The following is a 16392-nucleotide window of genomic DNA, read 5'->3' on the forward strand; positions in this document are numbered from 1 at the left end:
TGTTAGCTGTTATTCTATTCACTAATAAAAACAGGAGCCAACTAATGAGAATTTGTATCGCTGGTGCATCAGGTGCTTTTGGCATGAAACACATGGACGCCATTGCGGCCATAGAAGGCGCAGAGGTTGTTTCTGTGGTTGGCACCAAAATAGACGCCATCAAAGCGTTCGCGCAAGAACGCGGCGTACCTCACTACACCACAGATCTAGCCGAGAGTTTGGCTCGTGACGACGTGGACGCTGTTATTCTAGCGACCCCAACACAAATGCACGCCGCACAAACTATTCAATGCCTTGAAGCGGGCAAACATGTTATGTCTGAAATCCCCATGGCAGATAACATCGAAGATGCTCGCAAAGTGGTCGAAGTACAAAAGAAAACGGGCCTAGTGGCGATGGCAGGCCACACTCGCCGTTTTAATCCATCCCATCAGTGGATTCACAACAAAATCATGGCGGGTGAACTGACTGTTCAGCAAATGGACGTGCAAACCTACTTCTTCCGCCGTTCTAACAAAAATGCCCTTGGTCAAGCGCGTTCTTGGACTGACCATCTATTATGGCACCATGCTTGCCATACAGTGGATTTATTCCAATACCAAACTGGCGAAACAGCCAGTAAGGTTCAAGCACTGCAAGGCCCAATCCATCCTGAACTTGGCATTGCCATGGACATGAGTATTGGTATGAAAGTACCGAATGGCGCGATTTGCACCTTGTCTTTGTCCTTCAATAACGATGGCCCATTTGGTACTTTTTTCCGTTACATTTGCGATAACGGTACCTATATCGCACGTTACGACGATCTATTTGACGGCAGCGAGAACAAGATTGATCTCTCTGGTGTAGCGGTGTCAAATAACGGCATCGAGCTACAAGATCGTGAGTTCATTGCCGCGATTCAGGAAGGCCGTGCGCCAAATGCTTGTGTGACACAGGCAATCGAAGCGATGGAAACCCTACATCGCTTAGAACAATGCCTAGAAGCCTAGGCCACAATACTTTAAAGTGACTCAACAAAACTCAAATGGGGAGCCTAGGCTCCCTATTTTATTAAGGATATTGTTATGTCAAAACACCCTCATTTAACCAATCCAAATATCGGCCTAGGCTGCATGAATTTATCCCATGCCTACGGCTCACCGGTTCCAGAAGAACAAGCAATAAAAGCCCTACATCAAGCCTTTGAGATGGGTTATCGTCATTTTGATACAGCCACATTATATGGCGGTGGCAATAATGAACTTTTAGTCGGTAAAGCACTGAAAGACCGCCGTGATGAGTTTTTCCTTGCCAGCAAATGCGGCATGGCAATGGTCGATGGCAAAAAAGAGATTAATGGTCGACCAGAAAACATTCGCAAACAATGCGAAGACAGCCTAAAGCGCCTGCAAACAGACCATATCGATTTGTATTATTTACATCGCCGCGACTTCAATGTGCCCATCGAAGAAAGCGCGGGTGCTCTGGGTGAGTTAGTAAAAGAAGGCAAAATTGGCGCTGTCGGTTTATCCGAAGTGTCCGCTGAAACGCTAACTCGCGCTCATAACGAATTCCCGATTACCGCGATTCAATCAGAATATTCTTTATGGACACGTAACCCAGAAATTTCCGTGTTAGAAGCCTGTAAAAAACTAGACATTACCTTTGTTGCCTTCAGTCCCTTAGCACGCGGATTCTTAACGGGCACATTAAAAGACGTGGCGGATTTAGAAGCCAAAGATATTCGTAACAATATGCCGCGCTTCAATGCAGAGCATTACCCAAACAATCTTGCCTTATTAAACGATTACTTTGCTCTAGCAAAAGACATCGGTTGCACACCATCACAACTGGCTTTGGCTTGGCTCACTGCAAAAGATAAAAATATTGTCCCTATTCCGGGTACTCGTTCGGTTAATCATATGAAAGACAATTTTGAATCAGCGCAATTAAAGCTGGATGCCAAACAAGTCAGCTTACTAGACGAGATGATTAATCAACATAATGTACATGGCACACGTTATACCGCCGCACAACAAGCGGAAATAGACACTGAAGAGTTCGCATAACCCTCTACAGCTTGCCTATGATCCAATCGAATCTATAATATTTTTGAGATTCGATTGGATCATTTCTTCATAGCTAAATATCACTTTTTATTTGCGTCCCTGCGATCCTACTTATATGTTAAAAGGGTTATACGTTAGCTTGTTCATAAGACAACCTAGCCACTATTAATATATTGACTTCTTTGGGCCGTATTATGGATCAAAACGACATCTCACCTGTATCTACTGCGAATTTACTGGGTATCGAGTTTATCGAGATCGTCGCGCCTTCTTTAGAAAGCGTAACACCTCTTCTGACTGAACTAGGTTTTAGCCTTAGCGCCAAGCATCGACGTAAGGATGTATTCTTATTTCAACAAAATCAGCTAAAAATAATCATTAACTGCTCTCAAGATCCGATACTAGAAGCCTATGTGGGCGAAATGGGTATCGCACTTTTTGCGATCGCCTTCAAATGTGACGATGCTTCTACTGCTCATGCAGAATTCATAAAACGAGGAGCTTGGGATTCTTCCAACCACTCGAGCTTCAATGGAAGTCAATATTCCAGGTATCGAAGGAATTGGCAGCACTCTAATTTATTTAGTTGATCAGGTACGTGATGACTTAAGTGTTTATGACATTGACTTTAAAACCATTCCAAGCACCTCTGAAAAAACACATGGCTCACTATCTCACTTCCATGAATTTACCATTCAAATTGATCCTGACCGAACTCAGACTTGCTTAACCTTCTTCGAACGTCTTTTTGGCTTTCAGGCAAAAGATGAAGCTAGCTTGCAGCTTCCAGGCAAACACGCCGCTAGCTTGCGTTTTGTAGAATCTTCAGCCGAACAACACAATACTGAATTTTTTAGCAAAATCACTTTCAAAGCGAATGAAAACAGCCCACTTCGCCATCAAGCTTTCACCAATGATGATCGCGCCTTTGCTATAGAGGTAATCTAATATGCTGTCCATTGCAGCTAACCTTTTTCATAGTACGTTGGAAGAAAAATTTGCAGCGTTGGCTCAAGCAGGCTTTTTCAAAGTTGACCTAACACACTCGGATTTTGGCGCTGATAAACGAGATATCGAACACATCGCAGAACTCTCCAAACGCAATGGCATTAAAATCAGCAGTGCCTCTAGCTTGCGAGAATTTGGTGGAAATACAAATCATATTCATGAATACGATATGGACTTAGCTCGCAACTACCTAAAAACCCTAGCGCAACTGGATTGTCGTTTACTGGTTGTGATGCCGCCAACCATTAGATCTAAAAATATAGACACAAACCAAATTTTAGCTGACCTTAGAGCATTAGCGAATTTGGCTATTCCTTATCGCATTAAAATTGCTTTAAAAGCGTTGCCTTGGTCGCCTTATATTGGCAGTTATCAAGCCGCCGCCACATTTTGCCGAGATGTGGACAGCCCAAATTTTGGGTTAGTCATTGATACATTTCATTTCCTGAGCGAGTCAGAAGCGATTGATGTTCTTGAAGAAATTCCGACATCAGATATTTTTTTAGTACAATGCTCGGACTTCAATAGCAGTATGACCTATTCACTTGAAGATCAGATCGAAACCTATCATCACAAGCGTTTAATCCCAGGAGATGGCTATTACGAAAGCAGCATTGTCACCTTAATAGAGCACCTGCATAAACAAGGTTATCGTGGTGACTATTCAATTTTTGCCAATAACGCCATTTATAAAAACCTGCAAAACGATGAATTAATCTCTCGTATAAGTGACTTTCAAGAAGCTTGTCAGACGTTTCTTTAATGACAAGGATAAAAGCAAAAAAGGCCGTCTTTCTAAAGTAGCAAAGCGGCCTTTTTAGACTCTATTTCATTAGCGTCTTATGACAAAGTCTGAACTATATAATCTCTATCAACATCTCACCCGGTGTGACTCGATCGCCTTTTTTAACGAAAACGCCTTTTACCGTACCCGTCACGTTGGCATGTACTTCGGTTTCCATCTTCATCGCTTCCGTGACAAGCACCGCTTGACCTGCAGTCACTGTGTCGCCTTCTTTCACCAGGACATCAATGATATTGCCCGGCATCGCTGCGCTAACATGGCCCGGCACTGTCGCACGAGATCGACCAGAACCGCCGTCAGACACGTATTCGTTTAACGATTCGAATACTACCTCTTCTGGCATACCATCCAAAGACAGGTACAACTTGCGTTTACCAACACCAAAGTCACCGACACCCGTGATTTCCACATTGTAAACTTCACCATGCACATCAATCTTGAACTCAGTTGCTAAACCACCTGCCGCGGCGCCTTGACCCGCTTGTTCTGGCGGTAGCAAGACTTCAGGAACCAAGGTGCCATCGGCACGTTGCTGCAAGAATTCACGGCCTAACTCAGGAAACATAGCAAAAGTAAGTACATCTTCTTCTGATTTCGCTAACTCACCGATTTCATTGCGCAACTTATATAGCTCTGGCGACAAGGAATCCGCCGGACGCGCGTCGTTCACCGCTTCATTACCTACCGCTTTCTTCTGCACATCAGGATTCACTGCCGCTGGCGGTTGACCGTAACCCCCCAATAAATAGCGCTTTACTTCGTTGGTGATGGTTTTGTAACGCTGACCAGCCAACACGTTATAAACCGCTTGTGTCCCCACAATTTGCGACGTTGGTGTGACCAAAGGCGGATAACCAAGATCGGCACGAACACGAGGAATTTCGGCAAACACTTCACGAATCTTGTCTAACGCATTTTGCTCTTTCAACTGATTCGCCAAGTTGGACATCATGCCACCCGGTACTTGGTTGATCTGTACAGACACATCTTCACGAGTATATTCACTTTCAAATTGATGATACTTTTTACGAACATCACGGAAGTAATCGGCAATTTCTGACAACAAGGTCAAATCTAAACCCGTGTCGTAATCGGTATCTTTCAAAGCCGCCACTTGAGTCTCAGTGGCTGGATGACTGGTGCCGCTGGCAAAAGATGAAATCGCGGTATCAATACGATCTGCCCCCGCCTCAATGGCTTTAAGCTGACACAAAGGTGCCAAGCCTGACGTCGAGTGACTATGCACTACCAAGGGTAAATTGACCGCTTCTTTGATGGCTTTCACCAGATCATAAGTCGCATAAGGCGTTAGTAACCCCGCCATGTCTTTAATGGCAATAGAGTCTGCGCCCATAGCTTGCATCGCTTTGGCTTGCTCGACGAATAACGCCAGCGTGTGCACAGGACTGGTCGTATAACAAATCGTACCTTGGGCATGTTTACCGGCTTTTTTCACCGCTTTCATCGCGGTTTCAATATTGCGTAAATCGTTTAGTGCATCAAATACACGAAACACATCAATGCCGTTATCGGCCGCTTTTTGCACAAAGGCTTCCACCACATCGTCGGCATAATGGCGATAACCCAATAGGTTTTGACCACGCAATAACATTTGCAAACGGGTATTTGGTAAAGCCGCACGCAATTGGCGTAAACGCTCCCAAGGATCTTCTTTCAAGAAGCGTACGCACGCGTCAAAGGTCGCGCCGCCCCACACTTCTAAAGACCAAAAACCCACTTGATCAAGTTTCTCACAAATAGGTAGCATGTCTTCCGTACGCATACGAGTGGCAATTAGCGATTGGTGAGCATCGCGCAAGGTCACATCTGTCACTTGTATTGTTTGTTTCACTTGACTCATTTTCTTCCTCCTGCGGATTATCGACCAACATGCGCTGCAATAGCGGCTGCCAATACCAAAGCGATATCACTTGGATGGCGTCTCACGGAATAATTTAATAATTCAGGGTGCGCGGGAACGAATCCAGTATTGAATTTCCCTTTGATAAAATCTGGGTGTTTCAGAATTTGCTGATAATAATTGGCGGTGGTTTTAATGCCATGCAAACGCATATCATCAATAGCGCGTCGACCACGCGCCACCATCTCATCCCATGTCAATGCCCACACCACCAGCTTCAAACACATGGAATCAAAGTAAGGTGGAATCTCGTAACCCGTATAAATCGCGGTATCAACACGCACCCCAGGCCCACCCGAGCGCGTAATAATGCGTAATACGACCAAAGCTGGGTAAAAAATCGTTCTTGGGGTCTTCCGCGTTAATGCGGAACTGCATCGCATAACCACGATAGGCAATGTCTTCTTGGCGGAAGTTAAGGGGCAAGCCTGCAGCAATACGAAGCTGCTCACGGACAATATCAACCCCTGTAATTTGCTCGGTAATCGTATGCTCAACCTGTACTCGGGTATTCATTTCCATGAAATAGACTTCGTTGCCAGACAACAAAAACTCTACCGTTCCAGCATTGACGTAATTCACCGCTTTGGCGGCTCGCACCGCGAGATCACAGATATATTGACGCTGTTCTGGGGTAAGTTGTGGACTCGGCGCAATTTCGATCAATTTTTGATTACGACGCTGTATCGAACAATCACGCTCAAACAAATGCACGGCGTTACCTTGAGAGTCGGCTAATACTTGGACCTCAATATGGCAAGGATCAACAATGCACTTTTCTAAAAATACTTCTGCAGAACCAAAAGCTTTGGTCGCTTCTGAAATAACACGAGGATACTGCGAGGCTAATTCTGCTGGTGTATCACAGCGCCGAATACCTCGACCGCCACCACCAGAGGTGGCCTTAATCATCACCGGGTAACCAATTTTTCCTGCCAAACTTAATGCTTCATCAAGGTTCGCTAAATTCCCTTCGGAGCCTGGCGTGATCGGAATCCCTGCCGCACGCATACTATCGCGGGCTTGAGTTTTATCACCCATTTTATGAATAACAGAAGAATGAGGCCCAATAAAAGCAATGCCTTTTTGCTCACATAGCTCGGCAAAGCGCGCGTTCTCAGACAAAAAACCATAACCGGGATGAATCGCATCACAGCCGGTCTCGATGGCTAGGTTAACCAAACGCAAAGGGTCTAAATAACCCGCAAGAGGGTCCTCACCCAACGAATAAGATTCATCCGCCCGTTTGACATGCAAGGCATATCGATCCGGTTCCGTGAAAATCGCCACAGAGCGAATCCCAGCCTCTGCACAAGCGCGAATGATACGAACCGCAATTTCACCTCGGTTAGCAATCAACACTTTTTTTAACATGAGTCACTCCTTTCTTATTTGAAGAGATCACTGTACAACGTCGCCAGCACAACTTTTGTACAAATATCTCTGAATATTCAGACTACTCAAAGATCAACCAAAGTAGAAATTGATATTACGATATTTATGTATAAGCTATTCGTGATACATAGTTAATGGATAACGCAAGAGGAAACAAAAACAATGCCTCAAAGTGTACAAAGTTTAGTCAACCGACTCACTTTTAGACAATTACAAGTTTTTAGGTGTGTTTATGAATTAAATAGCTACAGTCGAGCTGGCGACATGCTCGGCCTGACTCAACCTGCGGTTAGCAATCAAATACGACAGCTTGAACAAGCACTGGAACAACCCTTGTTTGAATACGTCGGCCGCCAGCTTTACAGCACAGCCACAGCCAAACGCTTAGCTCAGTGCATTCATGTTATGTTTGATGAAATCGAGCGATTCCAGCAAGACTTATCCGCTGAAACAGGGCTAATATCAGGTGAATTAACCTTAGTAGCAGTCAGTACGGCACAACATGTAGTACCTTACTTACTTCGGGCGTATACCAGCTTGCATCCAAATGTGACAGTAAACGTAGAAATTATGAATCGTGCCGCCGCGATTGAACGCTTCAATGAAAGTCATGATGAATTAACCATTATGGGATTGGTGCCAAACGATAAACCCATGTTTAGCATACCTTTTTTGAACAATGAGTTAATCGCTGTCGTGCCACGAAACCATCCTCTTCTTGCTCTAGAAGATGTCTCACTAAATACCTTTTTAGAATACAACTTACTACTGCGAGAAGCGGGTTCAGGCAGTCGATTAGCACTCGAACTGCATTGTCAAAAGCAACGCGTTCGCTTGCAAGCAGGTATGGAAATAGGCTCCAATGACGCCATAAAACACGCCGTCATAGCCGGACTAGGTGTCGCGGTTTTACCCAAATTAGGCGTTCTTTCCGAGCTCACACTGGGTTCCCTAATCGAACTGCCGATCAGAGACTTCCCTCTTCGTCGCTCTTGGTGCTTGATCCATCCCCAAGGCCGTCATCCAACGCCGACAATGCGCTCCTTTATTGACTACATCCAACAAAATATTGGTCAGTTTGAAACCATGTTTTCCCGAATGGCTGAGAGGTAGTAGACGCAAGGTCATTACAGTTAGACAAAACCAACACCTTGTGTAGCCAGTTCACTCCTCCATCATTTTTTCCTGCTAAAAAGCAAACAACCAATGACAAAGAGTTACTCAAACTAAGTGAACTATTAACAAACATCACACGTATGTGACACTTATCACACATTAAACCCAAGCATTACAGTGTAAAATTCAATCAGCTTTGTAGATACATACCTGCACGAAACAAGGGGAATGCAGCTGCCTTACAGACACTCCCACCCAAGCGAGGAACCGTCATGTTTTTTACCAAACAAAAGAAAACCATCAATGAAACTCTACCTCAAAGCGAAGGTTCAGCCTTAATTTTGGCTATGAAGAAATTTTGCGCATCCATTAGCTTTTTACCAGATGGTACAGTATTAGATGCCAATGCATTATTCCTTGATACAGTGGGCTACTCACTAGAAGAAATCCAAGGACAGAAACACGCTCTATTTTGCCCAACTGAAGTCATTTCTAGTCTCGATTACAAGAACTTTTGGTCAGATTTAGCCGCAGGCAAAAGCAAACAAGGCACATTTTTACGCAAAAACAAAAGCGGCTCAGATATTTGGCTTGAAGCCACCTACTTTCCAGTTGAGATAAATGGGAAGATCATCAAAGTCATTAAAATTGCTTCCGATGTCACTCGAAACAAAATAATTGCAGATAGCCAAAGTGCGGTCTACAACGCTATAGATAGGTCTTCAGCGACCATCGAGTTTATACCTGACGGTACCATTATCACAGCGAATGATAACTTTATTTCTACAATGGGATATCGCTCTCAAAAAGACATCATTGGTCAACATCATCGTCAATTTTGCACGCCAGAATTTTACCAAGAAAACCCTCATTTCTGGGCAGAGCTGGCCAACGGTGACTTCAAAACCGGACAGTTCAAACGCATCAATAAACAAGGCAAAACCGTTTGGCTAGAAGCAAGCTATAACCCAATTTTTGATCAATTTGGCAAGGTGATTAAAATACTCAAAGTAGCCTCAGATATTACCGAACGAATCAACACGCAACTAGCCGTTCAACACGCGGCAGAAGTGGCACATTCAACCTCTGTTGAGACCGCCAAGGTTTCTGAAAATGGTGCAGATATCTTACGTCGCACTGTTGAGACGTCTGATAAAATCATTGCAGATATTGAAGTATCTACAAACCTTATTGAGCAATTAAATCATCAGTCGCAAAACATAGCTAAGATCGTTAACTCCATTGGATCAATTGCCGATCAAACCAATTTGTTAGCACTAAACGCAGCGATAGAAGCCGCTCGCGCTGGAGAAAACGGTAGAGGCTTTGCTGTTGTCGCAGATGAAGTTCGCACACTTGCCGCCAGAACAAGTGCGTCAACGGTCGAAATTGAAGACATGGTAAAACAAAATAGCAATTTAACCCTCCAAGCAAAAAACAGTATGAGCAAAGTTAGTGAACGCTCAAGTGAAAACGCTCAATTAATCAATGAAGCATCGTGCATCATTGATGAAATATTAAAAGGCGCGAAACACGTATCAAACACAGTAAGCAAATTGTTGCATACAGAAAAGTAATTGCTTCTTCTTATCAAAAGGATAACTAACCGTTACATTTCAGGACACTTTCACTACAGCTATAGATATAAACACCATCTATAGTCTGATTATAAATTCAGCAATGAAATCAAAAAGCATGCAAGGCTAGGGAGAAGAAGCAAATGTTTTTCAATAAGAAGCAGACCGAAAAAAAACCAACTCAATCTGTCGATAGTGCAGCGATAGAAGCAATGAACAAGTTCTGCGCAACCATTAGCTTCTCACCCGATGGCACGGTTCTAGAAGCAAATTCACTGTTTCTTAACGCGATTGGCTATTCTCTTAAAGAAGTACAGGGACAAAAACACGCGTTGTTTTGTCCAAATCAAATAACCTCTAGCACTGAATACAAAAGTTTCTGGCCAGATCTAGCGGCAGGAAAAAGCAAAGAAGGTACGTTTTTGCGTAAACACAAAGACGGTTCGGATATATGGCTTGAAGCCACTTATTTCCCTGTTGAAATAAATGGCATAGTAGTGAAAGTAATAAAAATTGCTTCCGATGTGACCAAAACTAAACTTATGGCAGACAGTCAACTAGCCATTTACAACGCTATTGATCGCTCCTCTGCCACCATTGAATTTACACCAGATGGCATGGTTATTAATGCAAACAACAATTTTTTATTAGCACTAGGTTATAAATCTACAAAAGAGATTATTGGTCAACATCATCATATTTTTTGTACCGAGGCGTTTTATAAAAACAACCCAAAATTTTGGATAGAATTAGCTCATGGCGACTTTAAAACTGGACAGTTTGAACGTATCGGAAAACAAGGCCAAACTGTATGGTTAGAGGCAAGCTATAATCCTATTTTCGACCAATTTGGCAAAGTTATTAAAGTCCTCAAGGTTGCCTCAAACATCACAGAACGAGTGAATAAACAGCTGGCCATTCAACACGCGGCCGAAGTCGCTCACTCAACGTCCGTTGAGACGGCTCAAGTTTCAGAAAATGGCGCTCAGATTCTACGTCGCACTGTCGAAACGTCGGATAAAATTGTGGCTGATGTTGAAGTCTCGACCAGTCTAATAGAGCAGCTAAATCATCAATCTACCAGTATTGCCAAAATAGTAACGACTATTGGATCAATTGCGGATCAAACCAATTTGTTAGCGCTAAACGCGGCGATAGAAGCAGCCCGCGCTGGCGAACATGGCCAGGGGTTCGCGGTGGTTGCTGACGAGGTTCGCACTCTGGCCTCTCGCACGAGCAAATCGACCATTGAAATTGAAGACATGGTGGCACAAAACAGCAACCTAACTCGCCAAGCTAAGACGAGCATGAGTAAAGTAAGCGAACGCTCCAAAGAGAACGCGCAATTGATAGATGAAGCGTCTGGCATCATAGATGAAATATTAAAAGGTGCTGTACACGTATCTAATACTGTTAATAACCTTTTGAATATCGAAAAATAAAAAAATCCGCCGTCTAAACAATTAAAACAACGGATTTTTTATAGTTTATCACGGTACATCAGAACAGAATCATGTTGGCATTTCATGTTCTAACAGCATCAAACCTGAGCCTGTGTTGGAAATAGGAGCATGATAGTTACGGTGTAGTTCCGTGACTTTGCCCAACAAAGTGCCACGCATAGCAATCAGCATATTGAGTTCTACTGCTTGCGCCCCACCTTGTTCAACAAGGTCAATATTCGTATATTTCGTTAAGGCTTCTGGATCAGAGACCAGCTTATCAAGGCAATCAATATCAAATGCACGATTGATAAAGCCCGCACGTTCGCCATCCAGTTGATGAGACATACCGCCTGTGCCAAATACCACGACATTAATATCTTTATCATAGGACGCAACCGCTCGACCAATCGCTTTGCCCAGCTCAAAGGTGCGACGAGGCTGCGGCATTGGATATTGCTCGCAGTTAATACATACTGGAATGACTTTTACATGACCATATTTATGACCTGGCCACATAAGATTCAGCGGAACGGTTAAACCATGATCGACCTTCATTTCTTGGCAGATCGTCATATCAAACCCTTCATCAACAATGCTGTTGGCAATGTGCCAAGACAAATCAGACTCACCTGTCACTGGTGGAATTGTTGGAATCCCCCAGCCTTCATCCGAGTTGTAATACTCGTCCGCAACGCCCATCGCAAAAGTGGGTTTCTTGTCGATAAAAAACTCCAAACCGTGATCATTGTAAAAAGAATAATCACATCCGGCTTTTTCTCATTCAACCAGTCACGCACTGGCGGATAACCGTCAAAAAACGGTTTCCAATAGGGCGTTTCTTCCAACCCGTTGGCCATCGCATTGGCAATCGCCGGAATATGAGACGTCGTTATTGCACCAATAATGTTTGCCATTAGACTTCTCCTCGCCCATTTCTTTCAAGCATTGCTTTAAATTCTTCAGTACTCATGCCGGTTTGTAAGCCACCAATATCTTGCATATTGAGCTTTAGTAAACCGGTAAACTTGGCCAAATAATAGATACTACCGCCTTCGCGCAGAAGCCCGATCACATCTCTATTACGAATGGCTTCCTTTTGCGCTTGTGTGAGTTTGAACTTTTCACAATAGGCTTCTGGATCCGCATTAAATTCATCACGTGCGGCTTGATCGTTAAATGAGTAACACATTTTATTTAAGCCGTAGCCTTTTTTCGCCATCTGGCCGTCAAAAAGGTACGTGCCTTGGAACTGTCGATCTGTGTAGTTACTAGCCATCTTGGTAACCTCTATTTTGATTCTTTACAGCGAAGCTTGGATTATCCCCAATACAGACGCATTGGATTATCCACCAACAACGCTTGTTGTAGCTCTGCTGTTGGGGCGATATGAGGAATCACATCCACAAGGTGGCCATCATTTGGCGCCTCTACTTTCATATTTGGATGTGGCCAATCGGTTCCCCACAACACACGATCAGAGAACTTTTCTACCAAGGTACGAGCAAAAGGATAGACATCAGAATAATCTGGCGCATGTTGTGTCAAACGCTCAGGGCAACTGACCTTACACCATACATTGTCATTGTCCGCCATGAAGTCAACAAAACGTTGGAAGTCTGGATGATCCACGCCATTGGCAACATTTGGTGTGCCCATATGATCGACAACAATCGTTGTATTCAATTCTTTTAGGAAGGGGATCAAATCTTCTAGATCCGCCGCTTCAAAGTAAACAACAATATGCCAACCAAAAGGACGAATTTTATCAGCTATCGAGAAAAACACTTCCTTTGGTGTGCTATCAACAAGACGTTTCACAAAGTTAAAACGCACACCGCGGACACCTACTGCGTGCATTTTTTCGATGTCTTCGTGAGTAATCGAATCATCAACAAAGGCCACGCCACGAGCCAAATCCCCTGCCGTCTCTAGCGCATCAATCAAGGCGGAGTTATCCGTACTGTGACAAGAGGCTTGCACAATCACGTTACGCGAAAAGCCTAGGTGATCACGTAAGGCAAACAACTGCTCTTTGGAGGCGTCGCAAGGCGTGTACTTACGTTTAGGATGGTAGGGAAATTTATCCGCTGGACCAAAAACGTGACAATGCGCATCCACCGCCCCCGCTGGCGCTTTAAAAGTCGGCTTGCTTGGGTTTGGATGAAATGGAATATAATCTTTGTCCATCATGTTCAAATACCTTTAAAAAATTCGTTATGCTAAAAAATCGGCGAATTAAAGACCATTGCTATGAGCAAATACCTGTCCATCAAACAACTTTCTCGCGGTGCGTAAAATGGCCGCAGAACCAACATCGCCGTTTTCATCTTGATCTAAAATCACGGTCATCGACCCAATCGGATGTTCAACATCCAAGGTCATGCGAGTGCTAGGCTCATAATTCGCCACTTCATTCGCTGGCGAGCCTTTCAGAACAGCCGCTGTCGCCACACTTACCGCCCCCAAAACACCAATAGAAGCATGGCAACGATGGGGAATAAACGTACGAGTCGAGATGGCACCACCGTTTGTAGCCGCGCTCACCATGGTCATTTTAGGCACAGATTTTTCTTTCACGTCACCCAAATTCATCATAGGACCAACTTGTAAACGAATCGATTCAAGCTTGGCCCGCAACGCGTCATTGGCTTCAAGCTCTTCACGAGATTCTGTCCCCGTAATTCCCATATCCACAGCACGGATGATCACCACAGGCATGCCATTATCGATACAGGTTACCTCAATGCCATCAATCACATCGACCACATTGCCTGTTGGCAACAAGGCACCACAGCTTGACCCAGCCGTATCTTGGAACACGATCGGCACCGCGGCAGAAAAACCCGGCACACCATCAATTCGAGCATCGCCTTCGTACTGTACTTCGCCGTCTTTTACCGCGACACGCGCTACTGCGATTTGTCCTGTGTTTTCCATAAATATACGCACGGACGTTTCACCTTCTTGAACTGCTACTAAGCCGCGCTCAATCGCAAAGGGCGCAATACCCGCTAAGATATTACCGCAGTTTTGCGCATCAGTAACAATCGCCTGATCAACAAACACTTGCAGAAATAAGTAATCCACATCAGCATCACCACGATCCGATTTTTTTACCACAGCGACTTTCGAGGCTAACGGATCCGCACCACCAATACCGTCAATTTGACGCTCATCTGGTGAATCCCATCACGCGCAATAAAAACGCGGCGCGAGCATCCACATCTGTGGGCAAATCTTCGGCTAAAAAATACGCACCTTTAGACGTGCCACCACGCATCCACATACAAGGCGCACTTTTTATAACGCCAGCCTGTTTAGACATATTTCAAGCCTTTCTCTTTTAAACGAGGACGCATTTCATAAATGTCTAAGCCCAGCTCGCCATTCGCCATGCGCACGCGTTTGGCTTCTTCATTGGCCATACGCTTACGCGCTAAATCCAATACTTCGGCCGCATTTTCACGACGAACAACCACCACACCATCATCGTCAGCCACAATCACATCACCTGGGTTTACCAAGGCATCCGCACAAACAATAGGCACGTTTACAGAGCCAACGGTTTCCTTGATCGTGCCTTCAGCAAATACCGCTTTCGACCATACGGGGAAATTCATTTGACGCAAATCGCGCGTATCCCGCACGCCGCCATCAATCACCAAGCCAACCACGCCACGAGATTGAGCCGACGTCGCCAACAAGTCACCGAAAAAACCATGGTTTGAAGGAGATGTTGGCGCAAACACCATCACATCACCGGCTTTACACTGTTCAATCGCCACGTGCATCATCCAATTATCACCAGCGGCACCTGAAATCGTAATCGCGGATCCAGCAATGGTTTTGTCCATTTGAATGGGGCGCATGTAATGAGCCAATAAACCAACACGGCCTTGAGATTCATGAATCGTCGCGACACCACACTCAGCTAAACCATCGATGACAGCTTGGTCGGCACGTTCAATATTTTGTACTACTACATTATTTCGCATGATGCTTTCCTTAAAATCGATAGACTTAGGCTTTTAATCTTGAAAAGACGCGACGCGCATTACCTTCAAAGATCGCTTGTTTTTGCTCGGCGGATAACACGGTGTTGTTGTCGATATAACGTTTCGTATCATCAAAATAGTGGCCCGTTTCTGGATCGACACCGCGGACCGCACCGATCATTTCAGAGGCAAACAAGATGTTCTTAGTAGGAATAATATCCAATAGCAAATCAATACCACGTTGATGATAGACACAGGTATCGAAATAGATGTTATTCAAAACACGCTCAGCAAGATCAAAACCTTGATCTAGTGCCATGCCACGGAAACGACCCCAGTGATAAGGCACGGCGCCGCCGCCATGAGGTATGATGATTTTTAGATCAGGGAAATCTTTAAAGACGTCCGACATCATTAACTGCTGGAAACCAGTAGTATCCGCACCTAAGTAGTGTGATTCTCGTCGTATGGAAACAGTCATTACAAGCGGCGCTCACATGGATCATCGCAGGAATATCGTATTCGCACATTTTTTCATAGATAGGATAAAAAGAACGATCTGCCAAAGACTTATCTTGCCAATAACCACCACTTGGATCCAGGTTCAAGTTGATACCAATAAAGCCCATTTCCTCCACAGTACGAACAATCTCAGCAACAGATTTGCCTGGATCAACACCTGGCGATTGCGGCAATTGTGCAACAGGCGCAAAGTTCTCGGGAAATAAGTCACAAACGCGGCGAATCAAATCGTTTTGATGCTCCGTCCAATATTGGCTGGTGTATTCATTACCAATATGATGTCCCATCCAGCTAGCACGAGGAGAGAAAATTGTTAAGTCTGTACCACGCTCTTGTTGTAAACGTAGCTGGTTATTGATGATGCTGTCACGAATTTCATCGTCTGAAACAATAACTTTACCCTTTTCACCAACAAAAGCGGGATCTTTAGCGACCTGTGCTTTTTGCTTATCGCGGTATTCGCCTACACCAGGTGGCGTGGTCGTATAGTGTCCATGGCAATCTATAATCATGTTACATCTCTCTATTCTTATTTAAAGCGCTGTTTTTATTGGAGT

At 44.4% G+C, this 16392-nt stretch carries 15 protein-coding genes and 4 pseudogenes; 9 read left to right on the forward strand and 10 right to left on the reverse strand.

All coding sequences use genetic code 11. The features are described from left to right. Nucleotides 1–44: 44 nt before the first annotated feature. From ONZ52_RS06665 to ONZ52_RS06685, 5 genes are all read left to right on the forward strand, one after another. Nucleotides 45–992, forward strand: coding sequence for a Gfo/Idh/MocA family oxidoreductase (locus ONZ52_RS06665; RefSeq protein ID WP_265217909.1), 948 nt, complete (start codon nucleotides 45–47; stop codon nucleotides 990–992). A gap of 75 nt (nucleotides 993–1067) precedes the next feature. Beyond that, on the forward strand, nucleotides 1068–2051 hold the full coding sequence (locus tag ONZ52_RS06670) for an aldo/keto reductase (protein WP_265217910.1): 984 nt from the start codon (nucleotides 1068–1070) through the stop codon (nucleotides 2049–2051). Between the two features lie 194 nt (nucleotides 2052–2245). Beyond that, nucleotides 2246–2641 (forward strand): hypothetical protein, encoded by a 396-nt coding sequence (locus ONZ52_RS06675; RefSeq protein WP_265217911.1) that lies wholly within the window; start codon nucleotides 2246–2248, stop codon nucleotides 2639–2641. Then, nucleotides 2583–2999 (forward strand): hypothetical protein, encoded by a 417-nt coding sequence (locus tag ONZ52_RS06680; RefSeq protein WP_265217912.1) that lies wholly within the window; start codon nucleotides 2583–2585, stop codon nucleotides 2997–2999. The genes ONZ52_RS06675 and ONZ52_RS06680 overlap by 59 nt, the downstream gene beginning before the upstream one ends. Nucleotide 3000: 1 nt before the next feature. Continuing rightward, nucleotides 3001–3822 (forward strand): sugar phosphate isomerase/epimerase family protein, encoded by an 822-nt coding sequence (locus ONZ52_RS06685; RefSeq protein ID WP_265217913.1) that lies wholly within the window; start codon nucleotides 3001–3003, stop codon nucleotides 3820–3822. A 94-nt stretch (nucleotides 3823–3916) separates the two neighbouring features. On the opposite strand, the gene oadA is transcribed toward ONZ52_RS06685, so the two are convergent. Together oadA and ONZ52_RS06695 are read right to left on the reverse strand one after the other, a co-directional pair. Then, nucleotides 3917–5725 (reverse strand): sodium-extruding oxaloacetate decarboxylase subunit alpha, encoded by a 1809-nt coding sequence (gene oadA, locus ONZ52_RS06690; RefSeq protein WP_265217914.1) that lies wholly within the window; start codon nucleotides 5723–5725, stop codon nucleotides 3917–3919. A 17-nt stretch (nucleotides 5726–5742) separates the two neighbouring features. After that, nucleotides 5743–7159: pseudogene (locus ONZ52_RS06695) on the reverse strand (acetyl-CoA carboxylase biotin carboxylase subunit). A 183-nt stretch (nucleotides 7160–7342) separates the two neighbouring features. On the opposite strand from ONZ52_RS06695, the gene ONZ52_RS06700 reads away from it, so the two are divergent. From ONZ52_RS06700 to ONZ52_RS06715, 4 genes and pseudogenes are all read left to right on the forward strand, one after another. After that, nucleotides 7343–8293: a LysR family transcriptional regulator gene (locus ONZ52_RS06700; RefSeq protein ID WP_265217915.1), complete on the forward strand. Its 951-nt coding sequence runs from the start codon at nucleotides 7343–7345 to the stop codon at nucleotides 8291–8293. Between the two features lie 350 nt (nucleotides 8294–8643). Next, nucleotides 8644–9330 (forward strand): annotated as a pseudogene (locus tag ONZ52_RS25320) (PAS domain-containing protein); the annotation flags it as partial. Nucleotides 9331–9525: 195 nt separating this feature from the next. Continuing rightward, a pseudogene (locus tag ONZ52_RS25325) lies at nucleotides 9526–9873 on the forward strand (methyl-accepting chemotaxis protein); the annotation flags it as partial. 143 nt (nucleotides 9874–10016) lie between these two features. Beyond that, complete coding sequence (locus ONZ52_RS06715; protein ID WP_265217916.1) at nucleotides 10017–11315, forward strand: methyl-accepting chemotaxis protein; 1299 nt, start codon at nucleotides 10017–10019, stop codon at nucleotides 11313–11315. A 69-nt stretch (nucleotides 11316–11384) separates the two neighbouring features. On the opposite strand, the pseudogene ONZ52_RS06720 reads toward ONZ52_RS06715, so the two are convergent. The 8 genes and pseudogenes from ONZ52_RS06720 to ONZ52_RS06755 form a co-directional block, all read right to left on the reverse strand. After that, nucleotides 11385–12232, reverse strand: a pseudogene (locus ONZ52_RS06720) (class III extradiol dioxygenase family protein). Beyond that, nucleotides 12232–12594 (reverse strand): protocatechuate 4,5-dioxygenase subunit alpha, encoded by a 363-nt coding sequence (locus tag ONZ52_RS06725; RefSeq protein ID WP_265217917.1) that lies wholly within the window; start codon nucleotides 12592–12594, stop codon nucleotides 12232–12234. The pseudogene ONZ52_RS06720 and the gene ONZ52_RS06725 overlap by 1 nt, the downstream one beginning before the upstream one ends. 41 nt (nucleotides 12595–12635) lie before the next feature. Then, complete coding sequence (locus ONZ52_RS06730) at nucleotides 12636–13508, reverse strand: amidohydrolase family protein (protein WP_265217918.1); 873 nt, start codon at nucleotides 13506–13508, stop codon at nucleotides 12636–12638. 45 nt (nucleotides 13509–13553) lie between these two features. Beyond that, nucleotides 13554–14483: a 4-oxalomesaconate tautomerase gene (locus tag ONZ52_RS06735; RefSeq protein ID WP_321160287.1), complete on the reverse strand. Its 930-nt coding sequence runs from the start codon at nucleotides 14481–14483 to the stop codon at nucleotides 13554–13556. Between the two features lie 7 nt (nucleotides 14484–14490). Further along, entirely contained in the window at nucleotides 14491–14643 is a 153-nt protein-coding gene (locus ONZ52_RS06740) for a PrpF domain-containing protein (protein ID WP_265217919.1), read from the reverse strand. Continuing rightward, complete coding sequence (locus ONZ52_RS06745) at nucleotides 14636–15313, reverse strand: 4-carboxy-4-hydroxy-2-oxoadipate aldolase/oxaloacetate decarboxylase (protein ID WP_265217920.1); 678 nt, start codon at nucleotides 15311–15313, stop codon at nucleotides 14636–14638. Before ONZ52_RS06745 ends, ONZ52_RS06740 begins: the two co-directional genes overlap by 8 nt. Nucleotides 15314–15338: 25 nt before the next feature. Beyond that, on the reverse strand, nucleotides 15339–15725 hold the full coding sequence (locus ONZ52_RS06750; protein WP_265217921.1) for an amidohydrolase family protein: 387 nt from the start codon (nucleotides 15723–15725) through the stop codon (nucleotides 15339–15341). After that, nucleotides 15709–16347 carry an amidohydrolase family protein gene (locus ONZ52_RS06755; protein WP_265217922.1) on the reverse strand — a complete coding sequence of 213 codons (639 nt, stop codon included), beginning with the start codon at nucleotides 16345–16347 and terminating at the stop codon, nucleotides 15709–15711. Before ONZ52_RS06755 ends, ONZ52_RS06750 begins: the two co-directional genes overlap by 17 nt. Between the last annotated feature and the right edge of the window lie 45 nt (nucleotides 16348–16392).

The organism is Marinomonas rhodophyticola (assembly GCF_026113935.1).
Classification (GTDB): Bacteria; Pseudomonadota; Gammaproteobacteria; order Pseudomonadales; family Marinomonadaceae; genus Marinomonas; species Marinomonas rhodophyticola.